Source organism: Ensifer sp. LC11 (assembly GCF_001695835.1).
Taxonomy (GTDB): domain Bacteria; phylum Pseudomonadota; class Alphaproteobacteria; order Rhizobiales; family Rhizobiaceae; genus Ensifer.
In genome coordinates, this window is record NZ_MBSO01000004.1 from 131,705 (window position 1) to 158,271 (window position 26,567).

Below are 26,567 nucleotides of genomic sequence, written 5' to 3' on the forward strand. Positions count from 1 at the left end.
TTCGGGATTGCCGAACGATGATGAAGATCGAGGGCATAGCCGCCTTTGTCGCCGTGGCCGAAGCCGGCTCGATCAGCGAAGCGGCGCGACGCCTGCGCCTATCGAAATCCGTCGTCAGCGAGCGGGTGGCGGAGCTGGAACGGGGGCTGAACGCCACTCTGCTCCACCGCACGACGCGCAAGCTGACACTGACCGAAGACGGTATCGCCTTTCGCGAGCGCGCAGTTCGGATCGTCAGCGAAGTGCAGGCGGCGGCGAGCGATCTTGCCGAACGCCGCGGACTGCTGACGGGACCGCTCAGGATCGCCGCGCCGGTCAGTTTCGGCCGGCGGCATCTCGGCCCGGCGCTCTACCCGTTCCTGGCAGAGCACCCGGATATCGAATTGACGCTCGACCTCGACGACCGACGGGTGGACGCGGCCTCGGAGGGTTACGACGCGATCGTGCGTCACGGCATCATCGCCGATTCCCGCCTGGTGGTTTGGAAGCTTGCCAGAAGCCGGCGCCTGCTCGTCGCTTCGCCCGACTATCTCGACCGCTGCGGCACGCCCGCAACCCTTGATGAGCTCGAAGGCCATCGCGGCATTTTCTATACCAATCGTGGTGTGTCCGACTGGCGCTTCGAGGGGCCGGCCGGCGCAACGGTCGTTCGGGCACGGCTGGCGCTCGGCATGAACAATGGCGACATGCTGCACGATGCCGCCGTTGCCGGTCTCGGGATCGCGCTGCTGCCCGCTTTCATCGCCGGTCCCGCCGTGCGAGAGGGGCAGTTGCGCGAGATCGACGTCGGCTTACGTCCGGAGCCGGAATTCATCTACATGGCGCACCCGGAAGGCCGGCGCGCCTCCGCCAAGCCCCGAGCCATCGCGCAGCACCTGAGGCAAGCCTTCGGCGATCCGCCCTATTGGGATCCGTGAAGCGTTCCTGCAATTCGCGACAATCATTCCAGCCGACCGTATCGCGCCGATTGCCGATCAAGTCTTGACAAAGGCTTGATCGAAACCGGCTGGCATCGTCAACGTGCCCCTTACAACCAAAAATTGGATTCCTATCTTTCATCATGCGGAACCTCTTTCTGAACTGGATCGTCCTCATGACGCTTGGCACCACCGTTCATGCAAGCCCCCTTTCCCCTGCCCCCATCGATGCCGAAATTCAGGAGATTCTGACCGACCGGATCGACAAGCAGCAGCAGGCGATCGGCATCGTCGTCGGCGTCATCGACGCCAATGGCCGGCGCGTCATCGCTCACGGCCATCAGGCCAAGGACGATTGGCGTCCCGTCGACGGACGCACCGTGTTCGAAATCGGCTCGGTCACCAAGGTCTTCACCGCACTGCTGCTTGCCGATGCGGTCCAAAAAGGCACCGTGCATCTCGGCACGCCCGTCTCTACGCTGCTTCCGTCCAGCGTGATCATGCCTGAGGACCAGCAGACCCCGATCACGCTCGGCGACCTCGCCATGCACATGTCCGGTTTGCCACGGCTGCCGACCAATCTGGTGCCGGCAGATATGAGCAATCCCTATGCCGACTACGACGCCGCGAAGCTCTATGCCTTCCTCTCCAGCCACAAGCCGGTTCGGCGCCCGGGCGTCGAACATGAATACTCCAATCTTGGCACCGGGCTCCTCGGTCATGCGCTCGCCCTGAAGGCCGGGCTTTCCTATGAAGATCTCGTCATCAGCCGTATCACCGCGCCTCTCGGCATGAAGGACACGGCGATCACGCCGCGGCCCGACTGGGCCGAACGCCGGAGCAAGGGCCACGACGCAGCACTGGAGCCAGTGAGAGACTGGGATCTCGACGCGCTGCAGGGCGCAGGCGCCCTGCGCTCCACCGTCGATGACCTCCTGGTTTTCCTCGAGGCGGCCATGGGAAAGACGCCATCGCCTCTCGCTCCCGCCTTCGCCACCCTGCTGGCGACCCGAGAACCGCTCGGCAACGGCGATAACGATCAGCAGGCGCTCGGCTGGGTGATCTCAGGCAAGGGCGACGAACAGTTTATCTGGCACAATGGCGGGACCGGCGGCTATCGATCCTTCGTCGGCTACCGTCCGTCGACCGGCGTCGGTGTCGTCGCCCTGTCCAATACGTCGACCGAGGTCGGCGCCGACGATATCGGTCGGCACCTGCTCAATCGCAACGCGCCGCTCGCGCCGGCCGTCACGCGACGTGTCGCCATAGCGGTCGATCCGGCAAGCTACGATGCCTATCTCGGCACCTACCGACTGGCGCCGGGGTTCGAGCTTACCATCGTTCGTGATGGCGAGCGGCTGTTTGCCCAGGCGACCGGCCAGGATCGGATCGAGATCTTTCCGGAGGCAGAGCACCGTTTCTTTGCGAAGCTCATCGATGCGCAGATCAGCTTCACCCTCAAAGGCGCGCGCGCCGAAGGCCTGACCTTGCATCAGGGCGGACAGGACAGTCCTGCGCCACGGGTCGGGAAATGACGCTGTCTCCCGCCTGCGCATGAAGGCGGGAGACGATCCTTGCTTTGATCAGAACAGCAGATCGATGGTGAAATAGGCGAGCGCCGAGATCGCCGCTGCGGCTGGCATGGTGATGAACCAGGCAATCACGATGTTGCCGGCAAGCCCCCAGCGCACCGCCGAGACGCGCCGCGCCGCACCGACGCCGATGATCGCACCGGTGATGGTGTGCGTCGTCGAGACCGGGATGCCGAGCCAGGTGGCGGCAAAGAGCGTGATCGCCCCGCCGGTTTCGGCGCAGAAGCCCTGCATCGGATTGAGCTTGGTGATCTTCGAACCCATGGTGTGGACGATGCGCCAGCCGCCAAACAGCGTGCCGAGCGCGATCGCCGCCTGGCAGGTGATCACTACCCAGAACGGCACGTAGAACTCCGAGCCGAGATAACCCTGCGAGAACAGGAGCACCGCGATGATGCCCATGGTCTTCTGCGCATCGTTACCGCCATGGCCGAGCGAATAGAGCGAGGCCGAGATGAACTGCATCACGCGGAAAGTGCGGTCGACGGCAAAGGGCGTCTGCCGCACGAAAATCCAGGAGACGATCAGCACCAGCAGAAGCGCCAGGAAAAAGCCGATCGCCGGCGACATGAAGATGGCGCCGACGGTCTTCAGCAGACCCGTCCAGACGATGCTGTCAAAGCCGGTGCTGGCAAGACCGGCGCCGACCAGGCCGCCGATCAACGCGTGCGAGGAGCTCGACGGGATGCCGAAGAGCCAGGTGACGATGTTCCAGACGATCGCTCCGATCAGCGCTGAAAAGATCACCAGCGGCGTAACGATGCCCGGATTAATGATGCCTTTGCCGAGTGTTTCGGCCACGTGCAGGCCGAAGAACAGGAAGGCGATGAAGTTAAAGAAAGCCGCCCACATGACCGCATATTGCGGCCTGAGAACCCGCGTCGAGACGATCGTCGCGATGGAATTGGCAGCGTCGTGCAGACCGTTCAGAAAGTCGAAGAACAGCGCGATGCCGATCAGCCCGACGAGCAACGGAAAGGCGAGCGTCGCATCCATCAGACGTTCTCGATCACGATGCCACTGATTTCATTGGCGACGTCCTCGAAGCGGTCGACGACCTTCTCCAGCTCGCCGTAGATCTCGCTGCCGATGATATAGGCCATCGGGTTCTCGGCGCCGTGGCGGCGGAACAGGTCCTTGAGGCCCTGGTCGTGCAGTTCGTCGGAGCGGCCCTCAATGCGGGTGATCTCTTCGGCGATGGCAATGAGGCGAGCGTGATTGGCGCCGATACGATCGAGCAGCGGGATGGCCTCGGCGATCAGATGGGCGGCCTTGACGACGGTCGTGCCCATTTCGCGCATGCCGGGATCAAAGCTCTTCTGCTCGAAGAGCCGGATGGTCTTCACCGTCTTGTGCATCATATCGATGGCATCGTCCATCGACTGGATCAGGTCCTTGATGTCGCCACGGTCGAAGGGGGTGATGAACGAGCGGCGCACCGCCAGCAGCACTTCGGCGGTGATGTGGTCCGCTTCATCTTCGAGCGCGACGATCCTGTCGCAATGTTTCTCGAGATCGTCGCCACCGGCGAGCAGCTTGTCGAGCGCATCGGCGGCACCGACAACGGTCTTCGAGTGTTTTGCGAAGAGGTCGAAGAAGCGATCCTCACGGGGAAGAAGTTTGCGGAACCAGGCCAGCATCACACGTATATCCATCTGTGGATTGTCATGCGGCTGTCATATTTCACTAGGCCCCTGAAGAAAAGCACCGAATCAAAGGGGTTTTCCGCCTTTCCCCTGCCGATATCGCCCTATCCTTGACGATATGGGCGCCCACCGTTTCGCCTTGCCTTGGTAGGCGCTTTCGTCCTAGCTGGCGCCCTACGTCGAATCCGGACTGCCCGATGCCACACAAGGTCTTTCTCAACCGCTTGAAGCTCACGGAGTTCCGCAATTATGCGGCCCTCGCGCTGGAGCTTGACCAGCGCCATGTGGTGCTGACGGGAGAGAACGGTGCCGGCAAGACCAATTTGATGGAAGCGGTCTCCTTCCTGTCGCCCGGCCGCGGCTTGAGGCGCGCGGCTTATGCGGACGTGACGCGGGTCGGCGCAAACGACGGCTTCTCCGTCTTTGCCGAAGTCGAGGGCATGGAGGGGCCGGTCGAGATCGGCACCGGCACGGCGGGCGTAACGGAGGGGCAATCCCGGCGGCTGCGGCTCAACGGGACGCCGGCAGCGACCGTCGACGAGCTGACGGATCATTTGCGCGTTTTATGGCTGACGCCGGCGATGGATGGATTGTTCACCGGTTCGTCCTCCGATCGCCGCCGCTTCCTCGACCGACTGGTGCTTTCGCTCGATCCCGAACATGGCCGACGCGCAAGCGAGTTCGACCGCGCGATGCGCAGCCGCAATCGCCTGCTCAGCGAGTTTCGCCCGGATCCGGCCTGGCTGACGGCGATCGAGAAGGAGATGGCCGGCCTCGGTGTTTCCATGGCGCTGGCGCGGCAGGAGATGCTCGGCCTGTTGACGGCACTCGTCGAACGAAATGTCGATGAAAGCGTCTTTCCCTCGGCGCGACTGGCGCTTTCCGGTTTTCTCGACGACGAAGGCCATCGCCCGGCCTATGATCTGGAAGAGCAGTATCTGACGATGCTGCGCGACGGACGGCCGCGCGACGCGGCGGCGGGCCGCACGCTCGACGGACCGCACCGCAGCGACCTGCTGGTTCGCCACCGCAAGAAGGACATGGAAGCAGCACGCTGTTCGACCGGTGAACAGAAGGCGCTGCTCGTCGGCCTGGTGCTGGCGCATGCCCGCCTCGTCGGCGACATGACCAGCCACGCACCGGTGCTGCTGCTCGATGAGATTGCCGCCCATCTCGATGTCAACAGACGCGCGGCCCTGTTCGATCTCGTCGACGGGCTTGGTGGCCAGGCCTTCATGACCGGTACGGACCAGGCGATGTTCGACGCGCTTGGCGATCGCGGCCGGTTCCTGACCGTTTCGCACGGCAGCGTTACGGGCTAAGCAAGAGAGTGACCGCCAAGGCGCGGCGGGATGAGGAGGATGTGGTCATGACCGGTGAGAACAAGCTCGACCAATCGGAGATTGCCCGCTACGCCCGCCATATCGTGCTGCCGGAGATCGGCGGCGCCGGGCAACAAAAGCTCAAAGCGGCACGCGTGCTGGTGATTGGCGCCGGCGGGCTTGGTGCCCCGGTGCTCGTGTACCTCGCAGCCGCCGGCGTCGGCCGGATCGGCATTGTCGACGATGACACCGTCGCGCTCTCCAATCTGCAGCGCCAGATCATTCATCGAACCGAGGACATCGAACGCGCCAAGGTCGAAAGGGCGGCCGAAGCGATCGGCTCGCTCAACCCGCATGTCAGCGTCGACGAACACAGGCTCCGGCTCACCCCTGACAATGCCGAGGCACTGTTCCGCCAATACGACCTGGTGATCGACGGTTCGGACAATTTCGATACGCGCTATCTCGCGGCGGACACGGCTGCCACGGTCGGCATTCCGCTGGTGACCGGCGCGGTCGGCCGGTTCGACGGATCGCTAACGGTGCTGATGCCCTACCGCACCGCGGCCGACGGACGGCCGAACCCGTCCTATCGCGATCTCTTTCCCGAACCGCCGCCGGCCGGCGTCGTGCCCTCCTGTGCCGAGGCCGGCATTGTCGGCGCGCTCACCGGCGTCATCGGCACGTTGCAGGCGATGGAAGCGATCAAGGTGATCGCCGGCTTCGGCGAACCGCTGGTCGGCCGGCTGTTGATGTACGACGCGCTGACGGCGCGGTTCAACACGATCCGCTACTGTCGAAGAGCCTAGATTTACGCGGCTCCGGACCGGGGACCGCCTCACACTTTTCACGGAATTTCTGGGGCCTCGCCATGCAGATCTTTCGCATCGATCAGGACTTCGGCCAGCATGAGGAACTCCTGGCGCTGATCCTTCACGCCTTCGCCTCCATGGACGGACGCATCGATCCGCCCTCCTCGGCACATGAGCTCACGGTCGAATCGCTGCAACAGAAGATTGCAGACGAGATCGCCTTCGGCGCCCGCGACGGCGAACGGCTCTTCGGTTGCGTTTTCCTGAAGCCAGAGGCCGATTGTCTCTATATCGGCAAGCTCGCGGTCGCACCCGGCGCCCAGGGCAAGGGCATCGGCCGCCTGCTTCTGACTGAAGCGGAAGCCACAGCGCGCGCACTGAAACTTCCGGCGCTACGGCTCTTGACCCGGGTCGAACTCGTCGAGAACCACCGCGCATTCGGCGCCTGGGGTTTCATCGAAACCGGCAAGATGTGCCATCCGGGCTTCAGTCGGCCGACGGCCATCGAGATGCGCAAGGCGCTTTGAACCGGCAGCGCCGCCGGCGCTGCTTCGTTCCATGAGGCGATGCGGTGAATCCCGCCTTCGCGATCAGTCGCGGCCTGGCAGTACGCGATCCGGGGGACGATGGCCATCGAAGAAGGTGCGGATATTGATCACCACCTTGTCGCCCATGTCGATCCGGCCTTCGAGCGTGGCCGAGCTCATATGCGGCAGGAGCACGACCTTGCCTTCACCGGCAAGCTTGATCAGCTTCGGATTGACAGCCGGTTCGTTCTCGAAGACGTCGAGGCCGGCGCCGGCTATCTTGCCCTCGCGCAGCGACTTGATCAGCGCCGTCTCGTCAATGATGCCGCCGCGGGCGGTGTTGACGATGTAGCTGTCCGACCGCATCAGCGCGAGGCGCCGGGCCGAGAGCAGATGGTAGGTCGCAGGCGTCGACGGGCAGTTGACCGAAACGATGTCGACGCGGGCAAGCATCTGGTCGAGGCTGTCCCAGTAGGTCGCCTCCAGCATCTCCTCGGTTTCCGCCTTCACCCGGTGACGGTTGTGATAGTGGATCGAAAGGCCGAAGGCCTTGGCGCGGCGCGCGACCGCAGTGCCGATCCGGCCCATGCCGACAATGCCGATGCGCTTTCCGGCAATGCGCCGGCCGAGCATCCAGGTCGGCGACCAGCCGGCCCACTCGCCCTTGCGATCGGTCAGGATCTGCGCACCTTCGGCAAGCCTTCTGGGCACGGCGAGAATCAGCGCCATCGCCATGTCGGCGGTGTCTTCCGTCAGCACGTTCGGCGTGTTGGTGACCGTGATGCCTTTGCGCGCGGCGGCATCGACATCGATGTTGTCGACACCGTTGGAAAAGCTGGCGATCAGCTTCAGCTGCGGACCGGCCTGCTCGATCAGCGCCGCGTCGATGCGATCGGTGACCGTCGGCACCAGCACGTCGGCGCGCTTGACGGCCGCGACGAGCTCCGGCTGGCTGCGCGGCGTGTCGTCGATGTTCAACTCCGCGTCGAAGAGTTCGCGCATGCGCGTCTCGACGATGTCCGGCAATTTGCGGGTGATGTAGACCGTGGGCTTCTTCTTGCTTGTCATTGCTGCGACGGGCCTTGTTGACGGGTCCTTAACCAAGTTGGGCGATACTGTCTCCCTGTAGTCGCAATTTCTACCAGACCCCACCGGGAAGACAAACAAAACTCGCGTCGTCGTCCCCGCGATTTCAGCCGGCGCTCTGGACCTTCAGCGAACTGCGCCTGCAAAAGCTGTTGCCACGGAAGATGAGCTTCGTCATGCGTCACGTCATTTCCAGAATCTCGCTCTCGCTGCTCGCCGCCTGCCTGGGCGCCGGGATCATGGCATCGGCGGCTTACGCTCAAGCCGCCAAAGGCGCCAGCGGGTTGCCGCTGCCGCGCTTCGTCAGCCTCAAGTCCAAGAGCGTCAATCTCAGGATCGGCCCGAGCGTCGATTATGCGGTCGCCTTCCGCTACATGAAGCCTGGCGTTCCCGTGGAAATCATTCAGGAATACGACAACTGGCGCCGCATCCGTGACGCCGACGGTACCGAGGGCTGGGTCAACCAGGCGCTGCTTTCGGGCGACCGCACCGCCGTCGCCGCCCCATGGATGCGCGGCAAGGGCGAAGGCGTCTTCGTCAACATGCGCCGCGACCCGCAGGGCACGGCCCCGATCGTCGCCCGCATGGAGCCCGGCGTCATCGTGCATGTCGGTGAATGCAACGGCGACTGGTGCCATGCGGAGACGCAGGGCGTCGAAGGCTGGATCGCCCAGAGCGAAATCTGGGGCGCCTATCCGGGCGAGGCCTTCAAGTAAGGCCGCGCCGACTTTCACACGTTTCCGCCTCCGGATCGATCAGGCGAGGCTTGCCTGCTTTGCGGCGACGGCCAACGAGACCATCGGTCGCGGGCCGATCTGGCCGATGACGATGCCGGCCGCAAGATTGCCGAGCTTGCTGCAGTCTTCGAGCGAGCGCCCAGTGGTGTAACCATGCAGGAACCCGGCGGCATAGAGGTCACCGGCACCGGTCGTGTCGACCACCTGCGCGATCGGCGTTGCGCCGACGCGGACCCGCTCTTTACCGCGCACGACGACCGAGCCTTCTTCGCTGAGCGTCACGGCGGCAAGCTTGCAATCCTTCGAGAGCTTTTCCAGCGCCAGGTCGAAATCCTCGGTTTCGTAGAGCGCCAGCGCTTCCTGCTTGTTGGCAAAGACGATGTCGACCGTGCCGGAACGCATGAGCTCGAGGAACTCGTCGCGATAGCGGTGAACGCAGAAGCTGTCCGACAGAGTGATCGCGGTTTCGCGCCCGTTCTCGTGGGCGATCCTTGCGGTCTCGCGGATCGCGTCCTTGGCGCGCGGCGGATCCCAGAGATAACCTTCGAAATAGGTGACCTTGGACTGGGCGACAACGTCGGCTTCCACATCCTCGGGGCCGAGTTCGACACAGGCGCCAAGATAGGTGTTCATCGAACGCTCGCCGTCTTCGGTGACGAAAATCATCGAGCGGGCGGTGGGCGGCACGCTTTCGAGCGGCTTGGTCTCGAAATAGACGCCCTGGGCGCGAATGTCGTGGGCAAAGATCTCGCCGAGCTGATCGCTGGCAATCTTGCCGAAATAGGCCGCGCGGCCGCCGAGGCTGGCGACGCCCGCCGCCGTGTTGCCGGCGCTGCCGCCGGATGCTTCCACCGCCGGTCCCATGCGCGAGTACAACAACTCGGCCCGGTCGGCATCAATGAGGTTCATGGCGCCCTTGATGATGCCGTTTTCGTTGAGGAAGGCGTCGTCGCAGCGCGCGATGATATCAACGATGGCGTTGCCGATCGTCAGCACGTCGTATTTTGTCATGAACCTCGTCCGGTCTCCGTGATGGCCGGTGTTCGTTAATACCGGTTTTCCGGCCATTTGGAAGACAAAAGACGCGAGGTTTCCGCCATCACGCGCTCGGAAGCGCGCTTTCTGTGTAGGCGGCAGCAAACTCGGCGCTCGGCGGGATCGGTTTGATGACATCAATCAGCACGCCATTCGGGTCGGCTGTGATGAAATGCCGCTGGCCGAAATCCTCATCGCGCAGGCTCTTGAGGATCGGCAGACCGGCGGCAACCGCTTGCGCGTAGATGCGATCGGGATCCTCGACCTCGAAATTCAGGAGCACGCCGCGGGACGGCGAGCGCGCCTCCTCGGGGATCGTCTCATGGCGGTAGTCGAGCAAGGCCAGCGTCACGCGCTCATCTTCGACCGACTGAAGATGCACGTACCAGTCACTGCTGAAGAGCGCCTCAAAGCGGAAGTGCTGGATGTAGAAGGCGGCGGTGGCGGCAACGTCTGACGTCATCAGGACAGGATAGTAGCTCGTCGATTTCATGGCTTTTCCTCGCTCTGGCATTATCATACAATCTGTATGTTTCTTCAATTAACATACAGGCTGTATGTATGCAACAAGAAAACTCCCGCCGCTCCAACCGCGAGCGATCCGACACGACGCGCGCCGCGATCCTCGATGCCGCCCGCGATCTATTCGTCAGCCGCGGCTACGCCGATACCTCGACGCCGGACATCGTCGCGGCCGCCGGACTGACCCGCGGCGCGCTCTATCATCATTTCGAAGACAAGAAGGCGCTGTTCCGTGCGGTGGCGGAACGGGAAGCGGCTGCCGTGGCAACGGCGATCGAGAAGGCGACGACCGGCGACCTGCCGCCGCGGGATGCATTGAAAGCCGGTGCCCACGCCTATTTCGATGCGATGCGCGAACCGGGGCGGATCCGCCTCCTGCTGCTCGACGGGCCGGCTGTGCTCGGCAAGCACGAGATGGTCGCCATCGACGCGGCCAATGCGCAGAGAACGCTTGAGGAAGGTATCGCCGAAGCGATGGCGCCGAGAGCGCCCGCTCCCGAAAAACTCTCGGCCATGGCCTCGCTGCTTTCTGCCGCCTTCGATCGCGCGGCGCTTGACATCGCCGAGGGAGCGTCGAGCGAGCTTTATGCAGAAACGATCGGCACGCTGATCGACCGGATGGTATCGGCCTGAGGCCACCGGTGCTGATGGCTAGGCCGGACGCCTGGTCTCAGCTCGCTCAAGCGACAATCTGCGGCGGCAACTCGACGAGCGGTGCCGGGATGTCGCAGGTCTTTTCCGGCGACTTGCAGATGTCGGCAATGACGCAGCGCTCGCATTCGGGCTTGCGTGCCTTGCAGCAGTAGCGCCCGTGCAGGATCAGCCAATGATGCGCGTGGTAAAGATACTCATCGGGGATGATCCGGATGAGCTTGTCTTCCACCTCGTCCGGGGTCTTGCCCGGCGCCAGACAGAGGCGATTGGCGATGCGCAGGATGTGGGTATCGACCGCGATCGTCGACTGACCGAAAGCCATCGAGAGCACCACATTGGCGGTCTTGCGGCCAACGCCGGGCAAGGTCACCAGCTCTTCCCGCGTACGGGGCACTTCGCCGCCGAAATCCCGGATCAGCTTTTCGCTGAGCGCGATAACGTTCTTCGCCTTGTTGCGGAAAAGACCGACCGTCTTGATGTAGTCGCGGACCCTCTCCTCGCCGAGCGCCAGCATCTTTTCCGGCGTGTCGGCGATGGCAAAGAGCGCCCGCGTCGCCTTATTGACGCCGGCGTCCGTCGCCTGGGCCGAAAGCGCCACGGCGACGACAAGCGTGAACGGATTGACGTGCTCCAATTCGCCCTTGGGCTCGGGGCGCTGGATCGAGAAACGGCGAAAGATCTCCCTGAGCTCTTCGTGGGTATAGAGGCTCTTCACCCGTGGCGTGGTGCCGCGGCCTGCCGTCTTCGGCTTTGCGGAACCAACAGGCAATTTCGGCTTCACGTTTTTCATGATGCATCTATAGTCAAAGGTCATGATCAATGGCAACGCCACCACCCCACCCGAGGAGACGCCGGTCTTCACCGCCGAGCTCACTCCCTATCGCTCGCTCGGACGCCGCGGCTTCAAGATCTTTTTCCTGATCGCCGGGCTCTTGAGCCTTGTGCATGCTTTCGTCTTCCTCATCGTTGGCGCCTGGCCGATCGTGTTTTTCTTCGGCTTCGACTACGTGCTGCTCTTCGGTGCCTTCTGGCTGAACTACCGCTCGGCGCTCAGTCGCGAGGAAGTCAGCGTTTCCAGGACCGACGTCTCCGTGCGCAAGTTCACGCCGTCGGGACAGATCACCGAACACCGCTTCAACCCCTTCTGGGCGCGCTTGAATGTCGCGCGCCACCAGGAAATCGGCATCGTCTCGATGACGATCAGCGGCGGCGGGCGGAGGACCGATATCGGTTCGTTTTTGAACCGCGACGACCGCGAGACCTTTGCGCTGGCGCTATCGGGCGCGCTTGCGACCGTTCGCCGTCGCTGACGCGTGCGATCGGCTGAAACGGGTCCCGAAATCCTCGCATTCACTCAAGTTTCGGGTGGCTGCGAGCCTCTCCAAGTGGTTACCTGTGGCATGACAGGAGATGAGCCATGAACATCGCGACATCCGTACCCACCGACATCACGCCCAAGGGCACCGACTACGATACGGTCAGCCGCGTGATCGAAATGCTCACAGAGGACTATCGTGATCAGCCGTCGCTGGAAGCGGTCGCCCAACGCCTGAAGCAGTCGCCGACGCAGCTCCAGAAGGTCTTTACCCGCTGGGCCGGACTTTCGCCGAAAGCCTTCCTGCAGGCGGTGACGCTCGACCATGCCAAACGCCTGCTCCGTCAGGAGGACATGCCGCTTCTGGAAACCAGCATCGAGGTGGGGCTTTCCGGACCGAGCCGTCTGCATGACCTGTTCGTGACCCACGAGGCGATGTCACCGGGCGAATGGAAGGCGCGCGGCGAGGGTCTCACGATCCGCTATGGCTACCACCCGTCGCCCTTCGGCACGGCGCTTGTCATGATCACCGATCGGGGATTGGCCGGCCTTGCCTTCAACGATGCCGGCGGCGAACAGGCGAGTTTCGAGGACATGGCGCAGCGCTGGCCGAACGCCAGCTACATCGAAGACAGCGCCGCCACTGCCTACTATGCCGCGCGCATCTTCGACCCGTCGCGCTGGCGCCAGGACGAACCGCTGCGCATCTTCCTGATCGGCTCCGATTTCCAGATCCGGGTGTGGCAGGCGCTGCTGAAGATCCCGCTCGGCTGCGCCACCACCTATTCGAACATCGCCGGAAACATCGGCCAGCCGACAGCATCGCGTGCGGTCGGTGCTGCCGTTGGCCGCAATCCGATTTCCTTCGTGGTGCCCTGCCATCGCGCGCTCGGCAAAAGCGGCGATCTTACCGGCTATCACTGGGGGCTGACGCGCAAGCGCGCGATCCTCGGCTGGGAAGCTGGCAAGGCGGCCGACGGTACGATCTGAAATTTCGAAGTTGCGCAATTGCGGACGGAAAACCGCTGAACACCTTTCCCGGAATTGCTCGGGCAAAACAAAAGCGGCGCCTGCCGAGCGCCCCTTTTTTTCATTCGTCCTTATGTCGCCTCAATGGGCGGCGGACATGTCGCCCAGCACTTCCTTGGAAGCGACCGTCGAATTGGCGTTGAGCTTGTAGACCATCGGTACACCGGTCGCGAGGTTGAGCTTGAGGATCTCCTCCTTGCTCAGGCGGTCGAGCACCATGACCAGCGAACGCAGCGAGTTGCCGTGAGCGGCGACCAGAACCTTCTGGCCCGAAAGCACGCGCGGCAGGATCTCGGTCAGATAATAAGGCCAGACGCGGGCACCGGTGTCGCGCAGGCTTTCGCCGCCCGGAGGCGAAATGTCATAGGAGCGGCGCCAGATATGCACCTGCTCTTCGCCCCACTTCTCGCGCGCATCGTCCTTGTTAAGGCCCGAGAGGTCGCCATAGTCGCGCTCGTTGAGCGCCTGGTCGCGGATCGTTTCGAGCGAGGACTGGCCGACGGCATCGAGCACGAACTGGCAGGTGCGCTGGGCGCGGACGAGGTCCGAGGTAAAGGCGATGTCGAACTTGATGCCGTAGTCGGCAAGCGCCTTGCCGCCGGCCTTGGCCTCTTCGACGCCGAGTTCCGTCAGGTCCGGATCGCGCCAGCCGGTAAACAGGTTCTTCAGGTTCCAGTCGCTCTGGCCATGCCGAACGAGGACGAGAGTACCGCTCATGTCGAATTCCCCTTGAGACTTGAGAGTGAGAAGGTCAGTTGAGCCCGAGAACGTCGAGCATCGAATAGAAACCGGGTTTCTGGCCGCGCGCCCAGAGTGCGGCGGTAACCGCACCGCGCGCGAAGATCGAGCGGTCGGTGGCGCTGTGCGACAAGGTCACCTGCTCGCCTTCGCCGGCGAGAATGACCGAATGCTCGCCAATGACGGAGCCGCCGCGCAAGGTTGCAAAACCGATCGTCCCCGCCTTGCGCGGGCCCGTGTGTCCGTCGCGCACCCGCACCGAATGTTCGGCAAGGCCGATGCCACGTCCTTTCGCCGCCGCCTCGCCGAGAAGCAACGCCGTGCCCGACGGCGCGTCGACCTTGTGCTTGTGGTGCATTTCGAGGATTTCGATGTCCCAGTCGGCGGGGGCGAGCGCGCGCGCTGCCTTTTCCGTGAGAACGCCGAGCAGGTTCACGCCGAGGCTCATATTGCCCGACTTGACGATACGGGCATGGCGCGAAGCGGCGCGGATCTTCTGATCGTCGTCGGCCGTGCAGCCGGTGGTGCCGATCACGTGGACGATGCGGGCCTGGGCGGCGAGCCCGGCAAACTCAACGGAGCCGGCCGGTGCCGTGAAATCGAGCACGCCTTCGGCTTCGACGAAAGCCTCGAGCGGCTGATCAGTGACCGGCACGCCGATCGGGCCAAGACCGGCCAATTCGCCGGCATCCCGGCCGATGAAGTGAGAACCCGGCCGCTCGACGGCCGCATGCAGGCGGACGCCATCCATCGCGTGAACCGTCCTTATCAGCGTCTGGCCCATACGGCCCGCCGCACCCACCACCACGAGCTTCATATCGTTTGCGCCCATCGGTGACTTCCTTCTTGTCCGCTATTGGATTTCGACGCCGGCCGGCGCTTCGGGAGACTGGTCTTCAGGAGACTGGCCCTGGAGATTGTGGAGCCGAGCGTAGAGACCGTCCGGTCGCCGTGCAAGTTCGGCATGGGTGCCTTCCTCGACGACGGACCCGTCCTTCATGACGATGATCTTGTCAGCGTTGACGACGGTCGAAAGGCGGTGCGCGATGACGATGACGGTGCGGCCATCCATGGCGTGATCGAGCGCCTTCTGTACGGCCGCTTCCGATTCGGTGTCGAGCGCCGAGGTGGCCTCGTCGAGCAACAGGATCGGTGCGTTACGCACCAGCGCGCGCGCAATCGACAGGCGCTGGCGCTGGCCGCCCGAAAGCGTCATGCCGTTCTCGCCGACCGCGGTGTCGTAGCCCTGCGGCTGCGCCAGGATGAAATCATGCGCATAGGCGAGGCGGGCTGCTTCCTCGATCTCGTCATCGGTCGCGTCGATGCGACCGTAGCGGATGTTGTCGCGGATCGACCCCTCGAAGAGATAGGGCTGCTGCGAGACATAGGCGATGCCCTTGCGCAGCGACTGCTTGGTGACGTCGGCAATGTCCTGGCCATCGATCCGGATCTGCCCGGAGGAAGGATCATAGAACCGCGGGATGAGGCTGATGACCGTCGATTTTCCGGCGCCCGAAGGACCGACGAGCGCGGTTGTCTTGCCGCCTTCGGCAATGAAGCTGACCCCCTTCAGCACCTCGTCGCCATTGGCGTACTGGAAGCGGATGTCGCGCAGTTCCACCGCCGCATCCTTGACCACCAATTCCTTGGCGTCGGGCTTGTCGCGCTGGTGCGGCACGGTGTCGAGGATCTCATAGACCATGCGGGCGTTGACGGCGGCACGCTCGAGCGAGACCTGAAGCCGCGCCAGACGGCGGGCCGGATCATAGGCCATCAACAAGGCCACAACGAAAGCGAAGAAAGCGCCCGGCGGCACGTCGGCATAGATCGCGCGGAAGGCCGAATAGGCGAGCACGGCGGAAATCGCGAGGCCGGCAAAGGTTTCGGTCATCGGTGCGGTGCGTTCGCTCAAGCGGGCGATGCGGTTTGCCCGGTTTTCGGCACGATCGATGATCGTCTCGACCTTGCCGCGGAGCTCACTCTCCATGGTGAAGGCCTTGACGATGGTGATGCCCTGGATCGTTTCCTGCATCGCGCCGAGAACGCGGCTGTTGACTTCGATCGCCTCGCGCGTTGCCGAGCGCAAGCGCCTCGAAACATAGCGCAGGCCGAGAAGCAGGGGCGGCGCCGCGACAAAGACGATGATCGACAGCAGCCAGTCCTTGGCGAACATGACGCCGACCAGACCGATGAGGGTCAACAGATCGCGGGCGATCGAGGTAACAGTCAGATTGAGCACGTCGCGAATGCCGCTGACATTCTGGCTGATCTGGGCGGCGAGCTGGGCCGAGCGCGTCTCGTTGAAATAGCCGACGCTCAACGCCATCAGGTGAGCGTAGAGCCGACGCTGATAGCGCGCGACGATGTTGTTGCCGATCTTTGACAGGGCAACGGCCTGCCCGTAGGTGGCAAAGCCGCGCAGCACGAACGCGCCGAGGATCGCGCCGCAGACGAGGAGAACGATGTCCGCCCGCTTGTTGGCGAAGGCCTCGTTGATCACGGTTTCCATGATCGAGGCAGTAAAACCCGTTGTCGCAGCAACGACCGCGAGGCAAGCAATGGCAAAGACGTAGCCGCGAATATGGTCGCGACCGTTTTCGGCAATGACCCGCTTGAGGATACCGCTGATCGTATCGGAGTCGACCGCGTGCTGTTTTCTATTGCTGGCGCTCAAAAAGCCCGTCTTCCCTGGAACCAACCTGGCGAGCCGGTGTCCGGCCCGATCTTTCCCGGGGCTCTATAGTGGTTTGATGTCGCTTTGGCGAGTCTTTGCGCGCGCCGGGGGCTCAGCTTCTCCAGCGGCGTCCCTCCGTTGCAACACCGAAATCCCTCGGTGTGCGGGCAAAGGCGGCCAAGCCGGAAAGGGCCGCCATCGGATGAATGACGGCGAAAGTCGGGATCGCCTTCATCAACGCCGTATGCGGCGCCTTGTCTTCGAAGGCCGCGCGGAACGGCGACTTCAACAGGGCCGGCAGGATCTTCTGCGAAATGCCCCCAGCCAGGAAAACGCCGCCGCGGGCCATGAAAATCAATGCCATATCGCCGGCAACGCGGCCCAGATAGGTGCAGAACAACGAGATCGTCTCGATCGCCGCCGTGTCGCTTTCGGCGAGCGCGTGGGTCGTCACTTCGGCCGGATCGCTCAGCACCGGGTCGACGCCATCGGCCGCACAGACGGCGCGATAGAGATTCATGATGCCGCGACCGCAAAGGATCTGCTCGCCGGCCATGCGGCCCTCGATCGGCTCAAGGAAGGGCCAGATCTGAAAATCGCGCTCGGTGCGCGGACCGATGTCGACATGGCCGCCTTCGCCAGGCACCGGGATCCAGGTGTGCTGGGCAAAGACCAGTCCGCCGACGCCGAGGCCCGTGCCCGGGCCAAGGACGACACGCGACGTCAGCGGGCGAACGCTGCCGCCCCCGATCTGCACCAGATCTTCGTCGGCCGGAGCGGCAACAGCGAGCGCCTGCGCTTCAAAGTCGTTGATGATCAGTACGTCTTCCAGGCCGAGCGTCGAAAGCATGTCCTTTGGCCGGATCACCCAGCCGGCATTGGTCAGCGGGATCTCGTCGCCCCGGATCGGCCCGGCCACCGCCAGGATCGCCGATCGCGGCTGAACCGAGGTCTTGTCGAGGATGCTCTTTTGCATCGCTTCCTCGATGGTCGCAAAGTCGCCCGTCTTGATCGGCGGAAGCTGCTTCGGCTCGGCAAAGGCATCGAGCAGCAGGGCAAAGCGCGCGTTGGTACCGCCGATATCGCCGATCAGGATCGGAAAGGGGAAGGCGTTTTCACTGGTGACGGGCATCGCAAGATCCATCCTGATGGTCGTGACAGGTGTGTTGTTGTCTATCAGCTAGAGCGGGATGAGGAAAAGTGCGTGCGGTTTTCCGCCCACATCCCGCTCTAACCTATGAGAAGAGATCACGCCTATGATTTGGGTCGAGCCAACCCAAGATCATCGTGATCCCAAAATCATCGTGATCCATGGTTGAAGTCGATCAACCGTTCGGCCGTCGCGCGATTGAGCGCCATCGGGATGTCATAGACGATCGCGAGGCGCATCAGCGCCTTGACGTCCACGTCGTGCGGCATCGCCGTCAGGGGATCGACGAAGAAGATCAACAGCTGCACCTCACCGGTGGCGATCAGCGCGCCGATCTGCTGGTCGCCGCCGAGCGGCCCGCTCTTCAGCCGCGTAATGTCGAGCCCGGGGCAGACATCGAGGACACGGCCGCCTGTCGTGCCGGTCGCAACGATGCGCCAGTCGGACAGAACCGCTTCATGCGCCTTGGCAAAGGCGGCGAGATCGTCCTTCTTCTGATCATGTGCGATCAGGGCAATGCATTTCCGATCCGCCATTTGGGCCTCGCATCAATATTTAAATCGATTTGATCGCCCTATACATCAACGCCGCGGGAATGGAAAGATTGACGCCCACCCATCCCGCTCGCGCAGGTCATGCGCTATTGCAAAGTCGGACGAGCCAGCGGCACCGGAATATCGGCCGGCGGCACGTCGCCTTCGGCAGCGCCGATCACCTGCTCGATGCCCTGAGCCGACGCGGCAGGTGCCGCCGCCCGATAGGCCGTGCCAAACGTGGCGGCCGCTTCCGATGCAGGCGCAGGACCGTTCAGCACCAAGGCGCAGGCCTTCGGCAAATCGGCAAGCCTGGTGAGCTTCGGTTTCACGGGCTTTTCACCCGGCTTCTTCGTCGGCTTCGCCCAGGGCTCATCGGTGAACCACCAGGCAAGCGACTTGTCGCAGCCATCGCCTTCCGGCACCGCCGCCTGGTCCTTGCAGGTGGCCGAACCGGCCGGGCACTTGATGCGGATATGGAAGTGGTAGTCGTGGCCGTAAATCGGCCTCACCTTGCCAAGCGCCGAACGATTGCCCGTCCAGGTGTCGCAGAGCTTCTTCTTGATCGCCGGATTGACGAAGACCCGCTCCACCTGCGGATAGCTCGCCGCCAACATGATCAGTTGCGCGTGTTTCGGCGTCCAGACAGAACGATCGATCGTCAGAAACTTGTCCTTCTGCAACATCGAGGTCGCCGAGATATCCTCGCGTTCGCGAGAGGTCAGCGTGCGCTGCGGCATCGGCGTCAGCCAAATATCGGCATCGAGGCCGATCTGGTGCGAGGCGTGACCAGACAACATCGGGCCGCCGCGCGGTTGCGAGATGTCGCCGAGCAACAGACCCGGCCAGCCGACCTTTTCGGCCGCATCATGGGAAAACCGCTCGATCAGCGCGATCATCTGCGGATGGCCCCAGCGACGGTTGCGCGATAGCCGCATCGCCTGCCAGGTCGGGCCGTCTGTCGGGATGGCGACGCCGCCGGCAAGGCAACCCTTCGCGTAGAAGCCGTAGGAGTTCGCCGCCATCTCGGCCGGCAGTGCCTTGGCGCCGAACAACGCCTTGGCAGGCGTGTCGTCCGCGGCAGCGTTGTCAGCAATCAGAAGGCTTGTTCCAAGCGTCAGCGCCAGAAGCACCGAGCCGCAACGTCGAAGTGCAGCAATCATCGAATTTCGTCCCATTCCTGTCCCGTCGACGCTGGCGCCGAGTCGCGCGCCAAGTCCGACGAGCCCCTATCCTAAGGCCCTGTGTTTGCCTCAGCCTTGTGATTCACGCGCATCACCGGGATGTGACTCAAAAAATTTGCCTGATTTGCGGCAGTGCCTGTCAATTGCCCCGATTTCGCCTATGCTCTTGAACAAGAAGATTGAAATATAAGGGGTACCGGCTGGATGCCAAACTTCTGCAGGACCGTGAAACCTGGCCTTGCCGCTTCACTTCTGACGGCTTCTCTTCTCTTCCCTCCTGCATCGAATGCCGAAGAACAGCCCGTCTGGCATCATGGCACGTCGTCAATCGGTGAACTGAAATACAAGCCTGGCTTCGCCCGCTTCGACTATGTCAATCCGGATGCGCCCAAAGGCGGCGAATTGCGGCTCTCGGAAAGCGGTACCTTCGACACGTTCAACCCGATCCTCTCCAAGGGCGAGGCGGCGACCGGCGTTTCATCCCTCGTCTTCGATACGCTGCTGAAATCCGCCGAGGACGAGATCACGACGGCCTACGGCCTGCTGGCCGAGGGCGTCTCCTATCCCGACGATTTTTCGTCCGCCACCTTTCGTCTGCGCGCCGAGGCCAAGTGGGCGGACGGCCAGCCGGTGACGCCGGAGGATGTCATCTTCTCCTTCGAAAAGGTGAAGGAGCACAATCCGCTCCTGTCCAACTACTACCGCCACGTGACTTCGGCTGAAAAGACCGGCGATCGCGACGTCACCTTCCGCTTCGACGAAAAGAACAACCACGAACTGCCGAACATTCTCGGTCAGTTTCCCATCCTGCCGAAGCACTGGTGGGAAGGTATGGACGACAAGGGCAACAAGCGCGACATCAGCCGCACGACGCTGGAGCCGGTCATGGGCTCCGGCCCCTACAAGATCGCCTCGTTCCAGGCTGGCGGCTCGATCCGCTTTGAACTCAGGGACGACTATTGGGGCAAGAACCTCAACGTGAATGTCGGCCAGTACAATTTCGGTACGATCACCTACGCCTTCTTCAGCGACAGGAATGTGCAGTTCGAAGCCTTCCGCGCCGGCAATGTCGATTTCTACCAGGACAACAGCGCCAGCCATTGGGCGACGGCCTATGACTTCCCGGCCATGAAGGACGGTCGCGTGATCCGGGAGGAAATCGAGAACCCGTTGCGCGCGACCGGAATCATGCAGGCCTTCGTGCCGAACATGCGCCGCGAGAAGTTTAAGGATCAGCGGGTGCGCGAGGCATTGAACTACGCCTTCGACTTCGAGGATCTCAACCGCAGCCTCGCCTACAATGCCTTCCAGCGTGTCGACAGCTATTTCTGGGGCACCGAGCTTGCCTCCAAGGCCTTGCCCGAAGGGCGCGAGAAGGCAATCCTCGAAGAACTGAAGGACAAGGTTCCCGCCGAAGTCTTCACCACGCCCTATACGAACCCGGTCAACGGCGACCCGCAGAAGGTGCGCGACAACCTGCGCAAGGCGCTCGCGCTGTTCAAGGAGGCGGGCTTTGAACTCAAGGGCAACCGCCTGGTCAACACGAAGACCGGCGAACCCTTCGGCTTCGAACTGCTTCTGTCCAACCCGTCTTTCGAGCGCACGGTCACGCCGTTCATAAACAGCGTCAAGAAGATCGGCATCGACGCGCGCATCCGCACCGTCGACGACTCGCAATACACCAACCGTGTCAGAAGCTTCGACTATGACATGATCTATGGCATCTGGGCGCAGACACTGGTGCCCGGCAACGAACAGATCGACTACTGGGGCTCCGGCTCGGTCAATCAGACGGGATCGAGAAACTATGCCGGCATTGCCGATCCGGCGATCGACGAGCTGATCCGCAGGATCATCTTCGCGCCGAATCGCGAGGAACTGGTTGCAACGACGAGAGCGCTCGACCGCGTCCTTCTCGCCCATCACTTTGTCGTGCCCCTATTCTATTCAAGGTCGGTGCGCGTTGCTTACTGGAACCAGCTCGCCCATCCTCAGGAGCTTCCCTATTACGGGACGGGCTTCCCGGATGCCTGGTGGTCGAAAAACGCCGCAGCCAAATGAAATCCTTGCACTCCGATGGCGTCTCGATTCCAAATGCAAAAAAACGAATCACTGAAACACGCAAAAGGCTCCAGGCGAGCCTGACAGCAGCAAGGAGACGCAGGGATTGAGACACCATAGACGGCATGCCGACGTTTCGCGGGTCCGGGCCAGCGCCCACACGTCGATCGAGAGGCTCGCCTGATGGGTGCCTATATCCTGCGCCGCCTGCTCCTGATGATCCCGACGATTTTCGGGATCATGGCGATCTCCTTCATCGTCGTGCAGTTCGCGCCCGGTGGGCCGGTCGAACAGGTAATCTCGGATCTCACCAATGCCGGCGGCTCGGATCGCTTGAGCGGCACCAGTGGCGACCTGATGCAGGCCGGCGGCGACGAAGGCGGGCGCTATCGCGGCGCCCAAGGCCTTGATCCGGAATTCATCGCCAAGCTCGAAAAGCAGTTCGGCTTCGACAAACCGCCGCTCGAGCGTTTCGCCACAATGATGTGGAACTATTTGCGCTTCGATTTCGGCGAGAGCTTCTTCCGCAACACCTCGGTCATCGATCTCATCAAGGAGAAGATGCCGGTGTCGATCTCGCTCGGCCTCTGGATTCTCTTGTTTTCCTACGCGATCTCGATCCCGCTCGGGATCAAGAAGGCCGTTTCCGACGGCTCAGCCTTCGATGTATGGACCTCCGGCATCATCGTCATCGGCTATGCGGTGCCGAGCTTCCTGTTCGGCATTCTGCTGATTGTCGTCTTTGCCGGCGGATCGTTCTTCGACTGGTTTCCGCTGCGCGGCATCGTGTCGGACAATTTCTGGCAATTGCCCTGGTGGCAGAAGATCCTCGACTATATCTGGCACATGACGCTGCCGCTGATCACGCTGCTGCTCTCCGCGTTTGCGACGACGACGCTGCTGACCAAGAACTCCTTCATCGACGAGATCAAGAAGCAATATGTGACGACGGCGCGGGCCAAGGGTCTCAACGATCGCCAGGTGCTCTACGGCCACGTGTTCCGCAACGCCATGCTGATCATCATCGCCGGCTTTCCCGGCGCCTTCATCTCCGCCTTCTTCACCGGCTCGCTTTTGATCGAATACATCTTCTCGCTCGATGGCCTCGGCCGGCTCGGTTATGATTCGGTCGTCAAGCGCGACTATCCGATCGTCTTTGCGACGCTCTTCATCTTCTCGCTGATGGGCCTGCTCGTCAGTCTGCTGTCAGACCTCATCTACACCTGGGTCGATCCGCGCATCGACTTCGAGCGGAGGGATGTCTGATGGCTGATGTGACGACCTCTCCCGCGAGCCTCAGCCCGGTGCCGAAGCGCGGCTGGCTTTCGCCGGTCAACCAGCGGCGCTGGCAGAATTTCAAGGCGAACCGGCGCGGCTACTGGTCGCTCTGGCTCTTCCTGGCGCTCTTCGGACTGAGCCTGGTTGGCGAGCTCATCGCCAATGACCGCCCGATCGTCGCTTCCTACAAGGGCGAGATGCTGTTCCCCGTTGTCATCGACTATCCGGAGGAAAAATTCGGCGGCTTCCTGGCAGAGACCGATTATCGCTCCGACTTCATTCGCGACGAGATCGAAGCCAATGGCTGGATGCTCTGGCCGCCGGTCCGCTATTCCTATCAGACGGTCAATTCCAACATCCCGCATTCGGCGCCGACCAGGCCCTTCTGGCTGATGGACAAGGAAGAACGCTGCTCGGCCTATCCCGAAGGGACGAACGACCGAAACTGCATCGTCGGCAACCTCAACTGGCTCGGCACCGACGACCAGGCCCGCGACGTGCTCGCGCGCATGATCTACGGCTTCCGCATCTCGGTGCTGTTCGGCCTGACGCTGACCATTGCGTCGGCGGTGATCGGTGTGACGGCCGGTGCCGTGCAGGGCTACTTCGGCGGCTGGACCGATCTTTTGATGCAGCGCTTCATCGAGATCTGGTCGTCGATGCCGGTGCTCTACATCCTGTTGATCATCGCTGCGATCCTGCCGCCGGGCTTCTTCATCCTGCTCGGCATCATGCTGCTCTTCTCCTGGGTGGGCTTCGTCGGCGTGGTGCGCGCCGAGTTCCTGCGCGCGCGCAATTTCGAATATGTGAACGCAGCGCGCGCGCTCGGCGTCGGCAACGGCACGATCATGTATCGGCACCTGCTGCCGAACGCGATGGTCGCGACGCTGACCTTCCTGCCCTTCATCCTCTCCGGCTCGATCACGACGCTGACTTCGCTCGACTTCCTCGGTTTCGGCATGCCACCGGGGTCACCTTCCCTTGGCGAGATGATCGCCCAGGGCAAGTCCAACCTGCAGGCGCCCTGGCTGGGGCTGACGGCCTTTTGCGTCATGTCGCTGATGCTGTCGCTGCTGATCTTCGTCGGCGAAGCGACGCGCGATGCCTTCGACCCGAGAAAGACGTTCCGGTGAGCGCGACGATGACAGACCCAATTCTCTCCGTCCGCGACCTCTCGGTTGCCTTCCATCAGGGCGGCAACACATCCGTTGCCGTCGACCACATCTCCTTCGAGATCAAACGCGGGGAAACGGTGGCGCTCGTTGGCGAATCCGGTTCCGGCAAATCGGTGTCGGCCAATTCGATCCTGAAGCTCCTGCCCTACCCGTCCGCAAGCCATCCAAGCGGCGAGATCCTGTTCAACGGAAAGGACCTGTTGAAGGCGAGCGATGCGGAACTGCGCAACGTGCGTGGCAACGATATCACCATGATCTTTCAGGAGCCGATGACCTCGCTCAATCCGCTGCACTCGATCGAGCGGCAGATTGGCGAGATCCTGGAACTGCACCAGGGGCTCGAAGGAGCGGCGGCGCGCACGCGCATCCTCGAACTTTTGAACCAGGTCGGCATCCGCGAGCCGGAGAAGCGCCTCAGCGCCTATCCGCACGAGCTTTCCGGCGGCCAGCGCCAGCGCGTCATGATCGCCATGGCGCTCGCCAACCGGCCCGAACTGCTGATCGCCGACGAACCGACGACCGCGCTCGACGTGACCGTGCAGGCCCAGATCCTCGAGCTTCTGAAGACGCTCAAGGACGAGCACGGCATGTCGATGCTGTTCATCACCCATGACCTCGGCATCGTGCGCAAGATCGCCGACCGGGTCTGCGTGATGACCAAGGGTGAGATCGTCGAGACCGGGCCGACCGCCGAGATCTTCGCCAATCCACAGCACGCCTATACCCGCCACCTGCTTGCGTCCGAGCCGAAGGGCAATCCGCCGCCATCAGACGCGTCGAAGCCGATCGTGATGGAAGCCTCCGACATGAAGGTCTGGTTCCCGATCAAGGCCGGCTTCCTGCGCAAGGTGGTCGATCATGTGAAGGCGGTCGACGGCATCGACCTCAAGCTTCGCGCCGGCCAGACGCTCGGCGTCGTCGGTGAATCCGGGTCCGGCAAGACGACGCTGGGTCTCGCCCTGACGCGGCTGATCTCGTCGAAGGGTCGCATCGCCTTCATCGGCAAGGATATCGACCGGTACAGCTTCAACGAGATGCGACCGCTTCGGAACCGGATGCAGATCGTCTTCCAGGATCCCTACGGCTCGCTCAGCCCGCGCATGTCGGTGGCCGACATCATTGCCGAGGGCCTGAAGATCCACGAACGAGCGCTTTCGGAGAACGAGCGCGACGCCCGAGTCGCCGCCGCTCTCGAAGAGGTCGGTCTCGATCCGGCGACCCGCTGGCGCTACCCGCACGAGTTCTCCGGTGGTCAGCGTCAGCGCATCGCCATTGCCCGCGCCATGGTGCTGAAGCCGCAATTCGTCATGCTCGACGAGCCAACCTCGGCGCTCGACATGAGCGTGCAGGCCCAGGTGGTCGACCTCCTGCGCGACCTGCAGAGCAAACACGACCTCGCCTATCTGTTCATCAGCCACGACCTGAAGGTCGTGCGTGCGCTCGCCAACGAGATGATCGTCATGCGCATGGGCAAGGTGGTGGAACAGGGACCAGCCGAGCGTATCTTCAACGCACCCGGCGAAGATTATACCAAGGCGTTGATGGCGGCCGCCTTCAACCTCGAAGCCGTCAATCTCACCGCGATCCGCCAATAGGTGTCCGCCATGTCCGCAAAGAGCCCCGTCATTGTCGATCTGAAGTTCATCCCGGAGGAGGTGCAGGCGGCCCTTCGCGGCGCCTTCCCTGATCGCGAGGTGATCAACCGCGCCGATGCGGCGCAGCACAATCGCGATCTCTCTGATATCGACTACGCGGTGGTCTGGAAATCCGCACCGGATCTCTTCGACCGGGCGCCGAACCTCAAGGTGGTCTTCTCCGGTGGCGCCGGCGTCGACCACGTGCTGACGCTTCCTGGGCTTCCAGAAGTGCCGCTGGTGCGCTTCGTCGACCAGACGTTGACGACGCGCATGAGCGAATGGGTCGTCATGCAGTGCCTGATGCATCTGCGTCAGCATCGCGCCTATGAGGCGCTGGCGGAAAAGCGCGAATGGCGCGACCTGACCCAGCCGGAAGCAGCCGACATCACCGTGGGCACCATGGGCATGGGCGTGCTCGGCCAGGACGCCGCGCGCAAGCTCTCCGCCATGGGCTTCAAGGTGGTGGGCTGGTCACGCAGCAAGCGCGACGTCGCCGGCGTCGAGACCTTCGGCGGCAACGAGCTCGACGCCTTTCTCGCCCGCACCGATTTCCTCGTCGGCCTGCTGCCACTGACGCCGGATACCCGCGGCATCTTCAACCTGCGCCTGTTTGCAAAACTGAGCCGCAACGGTCCCTTCGGCGCACCTGTCTTCATCAATGCCGGCCGTGGGGGAAGCCAGGTCGAATCTGATATTCTCGCCGCGCTCGATAGTGGCGTGCTCGGTGGTGCCTCGCTCGACGTGTTCGAGCAGGAGCCGCTTTCCCGCGACAGCCGCTTCTGGACCATGCCGAATGTCTATGTGACGCCGCATGTTGCGGCATCCTCCGACGTCAAGGCGCTGTTCCGCCATGTCGAGCAGCAGATCGCGCGGTACGAGAGCGGGCAGTCGCTCGAACATGTCGTCGACAAAGTAGCCGGCTACTGATTTAGGACGGAACGCG

General features: G+C 62.8%; 26 protein-coding genes. 14 read left to right on the plus strand and 12 right to left on the minus strand.

Going from position 1 to position 26,567, the window contains the following annotated elements; translation table 11 throughout:
• Window positions 1-17 precede the first annotated feature (17 nt).
• Together BBX50_RS03390 and BBX50_RS03395 are read left to right on the plus strand one after the other, a co-directional pair.
• Window positions 18-917 (plus strand): LysR family transcriptional regulator, encoded by a 900-nt coding sequence (locus BBX50_RS03390; protein ID WP_065773917.1) that lies wholly within the window; start codon window positions 18-20, stop codon window positions 915-917.
• Window positions 918-1,060: 143 nt separating this feature from the next.
• On the plus strand, window positions 1,061-2,452 hold the full coding sequence (locus tag BBX50_RS03395) for a serine hydrolase (protein ID WP_201723449.1): 1,392 nt from the start codon (window positions 1,061-1,063) through the stop codon (window positions 2,450-2,452).
• Between the two features lie 48 nt (window positions 2,453-2,500).
• Here BBX50_RS03395 and BBX50_RS03400 read toward each other — a convergent pair whose 3' ends face one another.
• A complete protein-coding gene (locus BBX50_RS03400; RefSeq protein ID WP_065773918.1) occupies window positions 2,501-3,505 on the minus strand; it encodes an inorganic phosphate transporter in 1,005 nt (334 codons plus the stop codon).
• A complete protein-coding gene (locus BBX50_RS03405) occupies window positions 3,505-4,149 on the minus strand; it encodes a DUF47 domain-containing protein (protein WP_065773919.1) in 645 nt (214 codons plus the stop codon). Before BBX50_RS03405 ends, BBX50_RS03400 begins: the two co-directional genes overlap by 1 nt.
• Window positions 4,150-4,352: 203 nt before the next feature.
• Between BBX50_RS03405 and recF the strand changes: the two genes are divergently transcribed.
• The 3 genes from recF to BBX50_RS03420 all read left to right on the plus strand — a co-directional run bounded on the left by recF (window position 4,353) and on the right by BBX50_RS03420 (window position 6,816).
• Window positions 4,353-5,477 (plus strand): DNA replication/repair protein RecF, encoded by a 1,125-nt coding sequence (recF, locus tag BBX50_RS03410; protein ID WP_065773920.1) that lies wholly within the window; start codon window positions 4,353-4,355, stop codon window positions 5,475-5,477.
• A 47-nt stretch (window positions 5,478-5,524) separates the two neighbouring features.
• The gene (locus tag BBX50_RS03415; protein WP_065773921.1) at window positions 5,525-6,286 is read left to right on the plus strand and encodes a molybdopterin-synthase adenylyltransferase MoeB; all 762 of its coding nucleotides are present in this window, start codon (window positions 5,525-5,527) and stop codon (window positions 6,284-6,286) included.
• Window positions 6,287-6,348: 62 nt separating this feature from the next.
• Window positions 6,349-6,816, plus strand: a complete 468-nt coding sequence (locus BBX50_RS03420) for a GNAT family N-acetyltransferase (protein ID WP_065773922.1) — start codon at window positions 6,349-6,351, stop codon at window positions 6,814-6,816.
• A gap of 63 nt (window positions 6,817-6,879) precedes the next feature.
• On the opposite strand, the gene BBX50_RS03425 is transcribed toward BBX50_RS03420, so the two are convergent.
• Window positions 6,880-7,884: a D-glycerate dehydrogenase gene (locus tag BBX50_RS03425; RefSeq protein WP_065773923.1), complete on the minus strand. Its 1,005-nt coding sequence runs from the start codon at window positions 7,882-7,884 to the stop codon at window positions 6,880-6,882.
• 182 nt (window positions 7,885-8,066) lie between these two features.
• Between BBX50_RS03425 and BBX50_RS03430 the strand changes: the two genes are divergently transcribed.
• Window positions 8,067-8,618: an SH3 domain-containing protein gene (locus BBX50_RS03430; RefSeq protein ID WP_065773924.1), complete on the plus strand. Its 552-nt coding sequence runs from the start codon at window positions 8,067-8,069 to the stop codon at window positions 8,616-8,618.
• Window positions 8,619-8,657: 39 nt separating this feature from the next.
• Here BBX50_RS03430 and BBX50_RS03435 read toward each other — a convergent pair whose 3' ends face one another.
• The gene (locus BBX50_RS03435) at window positions 8,658-9,650 is read right to left on the minus strand and encodes an adenosine kinase (protein ID WP_065773925.1); all 993 of its coding nucleotides are present in this window, start codon (window positions 9,648-9,650) and stop codon (window positions 8,658-8,660) included.
• A gap of 88 nt (window positions 9,651-9,738) precedes the next feature.
• Window positions 9,739-10,167, minus strand: coding sequence for a VOC family protein (locus tag BBX50_RS03440; protein ID WP_065773926.1), 429 nt, complete (start codon window positions 10,165-10,167; stop codon window positions 9,739-9,741).
• Window positions 10,168-10,235: 68 nt separating this feature from the next.
• Here BBX50_RS03440 and BBX50_RS03445 point away from each other — a divergent pair, with 68 nt between their 5' ends.
• Window positions 10,236-10,829, plus strand: a complete 594-nt coding sequence (locus BBX50_RS03445) for a TetR/AcrR family transcriptional regulator (protein WP_065773927.1) — start codon at window positions 10,236-10,238, stop codon at window positions 10,827-10,829.
• A gap of 46 nt (window positions 10,830-10,875) precedes the next feature.
• Here the strand turns inward: BBX50_RS03445 and nth are convergent, their stop codons facing one another.
• Window positions 10,876-11,640: an endonuclease III gene (nth, locus tag BBX50_RS03450; protein WP_065773974.1), complete on the minus strand. Its 765-nt coding sequence runs from the start codon at window positions 11,638-11,640 to the stop codon at window positions 10,876-10,878.
• 22 nt (window positions 11,641-11,662) lie between these two features.
• On the opposite strand from nth, the gene BBX50_RS03455 reads away from it, so the two are divergent.
• Entirely contained in the window at window positions 11,663-12,160 is a 498-nt protein-coding gene (locus tag BBX50_RS03455; RefSeq protein ID WP_065773928.1) for a DUF2244 domain-containing protein, read from the plus strand.
• Between the two features lie 107 nt (window positions 12,161-12,267).
• Window positions 12,268-13,155, plus strand: coding sequence for a bifunctional helix-turn-helix domain-containing protein/methylated-DNA--[protein]-cysteine S-methyltransferase (locus tag BBX50_RS03460; RefSeq protein ID WP_065773929.1), 888 nt, complete (start codon window positions 12,268-12,270; stop codon window positions 13,153-13,155).
• Window positions 13,156-13,275: 120 nt separating this feature from the next.
• Here the strand turns inward: BBX50_RS03460 and BBX50_RS03465 are convergent, their stop codons facing one another.
• The 6 genes from BBX50_RS03465 to mepA form a co-directional block, all read right to left on the minus strand.
• Complete coding sequence (locus BBX50_RS03465; protein ID WP_065773930.1) at window positions 13,276-13,911, minus strand: 2,3-bisphosphoglycerate-dependent phosphoglycerate mutase; 636 nt, start codon at window positions 13,909-13,911, stop codon at window positions 13,276-13,278.
• A 34-nt stretch (window positions 13,912-13,945) separates the two neighbouring features.
• Window positions 13,946-14,764, minus strand: a complete 819-nt coding sequence (dapB, locus tag BBX50_RS03470; RefSeq protein WP_065773931.1) for a 4-hydroxy-tetrahydrodipicolinate reductase — start codon at window positions 14,762-14,764, stop codon at window positions 13,946-13,948.
• A 21-nt stretch (window positions 14,765-14,785) separates the two neighbouring features.
• Window positions 14,786-16,606, minus strand: coding sequence for an ABC transporter ATP-binding protein (locus BBX50_RS03475; protein ID WP_065773932.1), 1,821 nt, complete (start codon window positions 16,604-16,606; stop codon window positions 14,786-14,788).
• Between the two features lie 112 nt (window positions 16,607-16,718).
• Entirely contained in the window at window positions 16,719-17,738 is a 1,020-nt protein-coding gene (locus BBX50_RS03480) for a glucokinase (protein ID WP_065773975.1), read from the minus strand.
• Window positions 17,739-17,905: 167 nt separating this feature from the next.
• Window positions 17,906-18,292, minus strand: coding sequence for a methylglyoxal synthase (locus BBX50_RS03485; RefSeq protein ID WP_065773933.1), 387 nt, complete (start codon window positions 18,290-18,292; stop codon window positions 17,906-17,908).
• A gap of 104 nt (window positions 18,293-18,396) precedes the next feature.
• Complete coding sequence (gene mepA, locus BBX50_RS03490) at window positions 18,397-19,467, minus strand: penicillin-insensitive murein endopeptidase (RefSeq protein ID WP_065773934.1); 1,071 nt, start codon at window positions 19,465-19,467, stop codon at window positions 18,397-18,399.
• Window positions 19,468-19,677: 210 nt separating this feature from the next.
• Here mepA and BBX50_RS03495 point away from each other — a divergent pair, with 210 nt between their 5' ends.
• From BBX50_RS03495 to BBX50_RS03515, 5 genes are all read left to right on the plus strand, one after another.
• On the plus strand, window positions 19,678-21,534 hold the full coding sequence (locus BBX50_RS03495; RefSeq protein WP_065773935.1) for an extracellular solute-binding protein: 1,857 nt from the start codon (window positions 19,678-19,680) through the stop codon (window positions 21,532-21,534).
• A 183-nt stretch (window positions 21,535-21,717) separates the two neighbouring features.
• Window positions 21,718-22,800: a microcin C ABC transporter permease YejB gene (locus BBX50_RS03500; RefSeq protein ID WP_065773936.1), complete on the plus strand. Its 1,083-nt coding sequence runs from the start codon at window positions 21,718-21,720 to the stop codon at window positions 22,798-22,800.
• Window positions 22,800-23,945: an ABC transporter permease gene (locus BBX50_RS03505; protein ID WP_065773937.1), complete on the plus strand. Its 1,146-nt coding sequence runs from the start codon at window positions 22,800-22,802 to the stop codon at window positions 23,943-23,945. Before BBX50_RS03500 ends, BBX50_RS03505 begins: the two co-directional genes overlap by 1 nt.
• Window positions 23,946-23,953: 8 nt before the next feature.
• The gene (locus BBX50_RS03510; RefSeq protein ID WP_065773938.1) at window positions 23,954-25,582 is read left to right on the plus strand and encodes an ABC transporter ATP-binding protein; all 1,629 of its coding nucleotides are present in this window, start codon (window positions 23,954-23,956) and stop codon (window positions 25,580-25,582) included.
• 9 nt (window positions 25,583-25,591) lie between these two features.
• On the plus strand, window positions 25,592-26,551 hold the full coding sequence (locus BBX50_RS03515) for a glyoxylate/hydroxypyruvate reductase A (protein WP_065773976.1): 960 nt from the start codon (window positions 25,592-25,594) through the stop codon (window positions 26,549-26,551).
• Window positions 26,552-26,567 lie beyond the last annotated feature (16 nt).

Coding starts and splice junctions, on each gene's coding strand:
- BBX50_RS03435 (WP_065773925.1), bottom strand. CDS start 9,650: ATGACAAAATACGACGTGCTGACGATCGGCAACGCCATCGTTGATATC.
- BBX50_RS03505 (WP_065773937.1), top strand. CDS start 22,800: ATGGCTGATGTGACGACCTCTCCCGCGAGCCTCAGCCCGGTGCCGAAG.
- BBX50_RS03440 (WP_065773926.1), bottom strand. CDS start 10,167: ATGAAATCGACGAGCTACTATCCTGTCCTGATGACGTCAGACGTTGCC.
- BBX50_RS03465 (WP_065773930.1), bottom strand. CDS start 13,911: ATGAGCGGTACTCTCGTCCTCGTTCGGCATGGCCAGAGCGACTGGAAC.
- BBX50_RS03485 (WP_065773933.1), bottom strand. CDS start 18,292: ATGGCGGATCGGAAATGCATTGCCCTGATCGCACATGATCAGAAGAAG.
- BBX50_RS03430 (WP_065773924.1), top strand. CDS start 8,067: ATGAGCTTCGTCATGCGTCACGTCATTTCCAGAATCTCGCTCTCGCTG.
- recF (WP_065773920.1), top strand. CDS start 4,353: ATGCCACACAAGGTCTTTCTCAACCGCTTGAAGCTCACGGAGTTCCGC.
- BBX50_RS03495 (WP_065773935.1), top strand. CDS start 19,678: ATGCCAAACTTCTGCAGGACCGTGAAACCTGGCCTTGCCGCTTCACTT.
- BBX50_RS03420 (WP_065773922.1), top strand. CDS start 6,349: ATGCAGATCTTTCGCATCGATCAGGACTTCGGCCAGCATGAGGAACTC.
- BBX50_RS03510 (WP_065773938.1), top strand. CDS start 23,954: ATGACAGACCCAATTCTCTCCGTCCGCGACCTCTCGGTTGCCTTCCAT.
- BBX50_RS03425 (WP_065773923.1), bottom strand. CDS start 7,884: ATGACAAGCAAGAAGAAGCCCACGGTCTACATCACCCGCAAATTGCCG.
- BBX50_RS03415 (WP_065773921.1), top strand. CDS start 5,525: ATGACCGGTGAGAACAAGCTCGACCAATCGGAGATTGCCCGCTACGCC.
- BBX50_RS03405 (WP_065773919.1), bottom strand. CDS start 4,149: ATGCTGGCCTGGTTCCGCAAACTTCTTCCCCGTGAGGATCGCTTCTTC.
- dapB (WP_065773931.1), bottom strand. CDS start 14,764: ATGGGCGCAAACGATATGAAGCTCGTGGTGGTGGGTGCGGCGGGCCGT.
- mepA (WP_065773934.1), bottom strand. CDS start 19,467: ATGGGACGAAATTCGATGATTGCTGCACTTCGACGTTGCGGCTCGGTG.
- BBX50_RS03455 (WP_065773928.1), top strand. CDS start 11,663: ATGATCAATGGCAACGCCACCACCCCACCCGAGGAGACGCCGGTCTTC.
- BBX50_RS03500 (WP_065773936.1), top strand. CDS start 21,718: ATGGGTGCCTATATCCTGCGCCGCCTGCTCCTGATGATCCCGACGATT.
- BBX50_RS03445 (WP_065773927.1), top strand. CDS start 10,236: ATGCAACAAGAAAACTCCCGCCGCTCCAACCGCGAGCGATCCGACACG.
- BBX50_RS03460 (WP_065773929.1), top strand. CDS start 12,268: ATGAACATCGCGACATCCGTACCCACCGACATCACGCCCAAGGGCACC.
- BBX50_RS03390 (WP_065773917.1), top strand. CDS start 18: ATGATGAAGATCGAGGGCATAGCCGCCTTTGTCGCCGTGGCCGAAGCC.
- nth (WP_065773974.1), bottom strand. CDS start 11,640: ATGAAAAACGTGAAGCCGAAATTGCCTGTTGGTTCCGCAAAGCCGAAG.
- BBX50_RS03480 (WP_065773975.1), bottom strand. CDS start 17,738: ATGCCCGTCACCAGTGAAAACGCCTTCCCCTTTCCGATCCTGATCGGC.
- BBX50_RS03515 (WP_065773976.1), top strand. CDS start 25,592: ATGTCCGCAAAGAGCCCCGTCATTGTCGATCTGAAGTTCATCCCGGAG.
- BBX50_RS03395 (WP_201723449.1), top strand. CDS start 1,061: ATGCGGAACCTCTTTCTGAACTGGATCGTCCTCATGACGCTTGGCACC.
- BBX50_RS03400 (WP_065773918.1), bottom strand. CDS start 3,505: ATGGATGCGACGCTCGCCTTTCCGTTGCTCGTCGGGCTGATCGGCATC.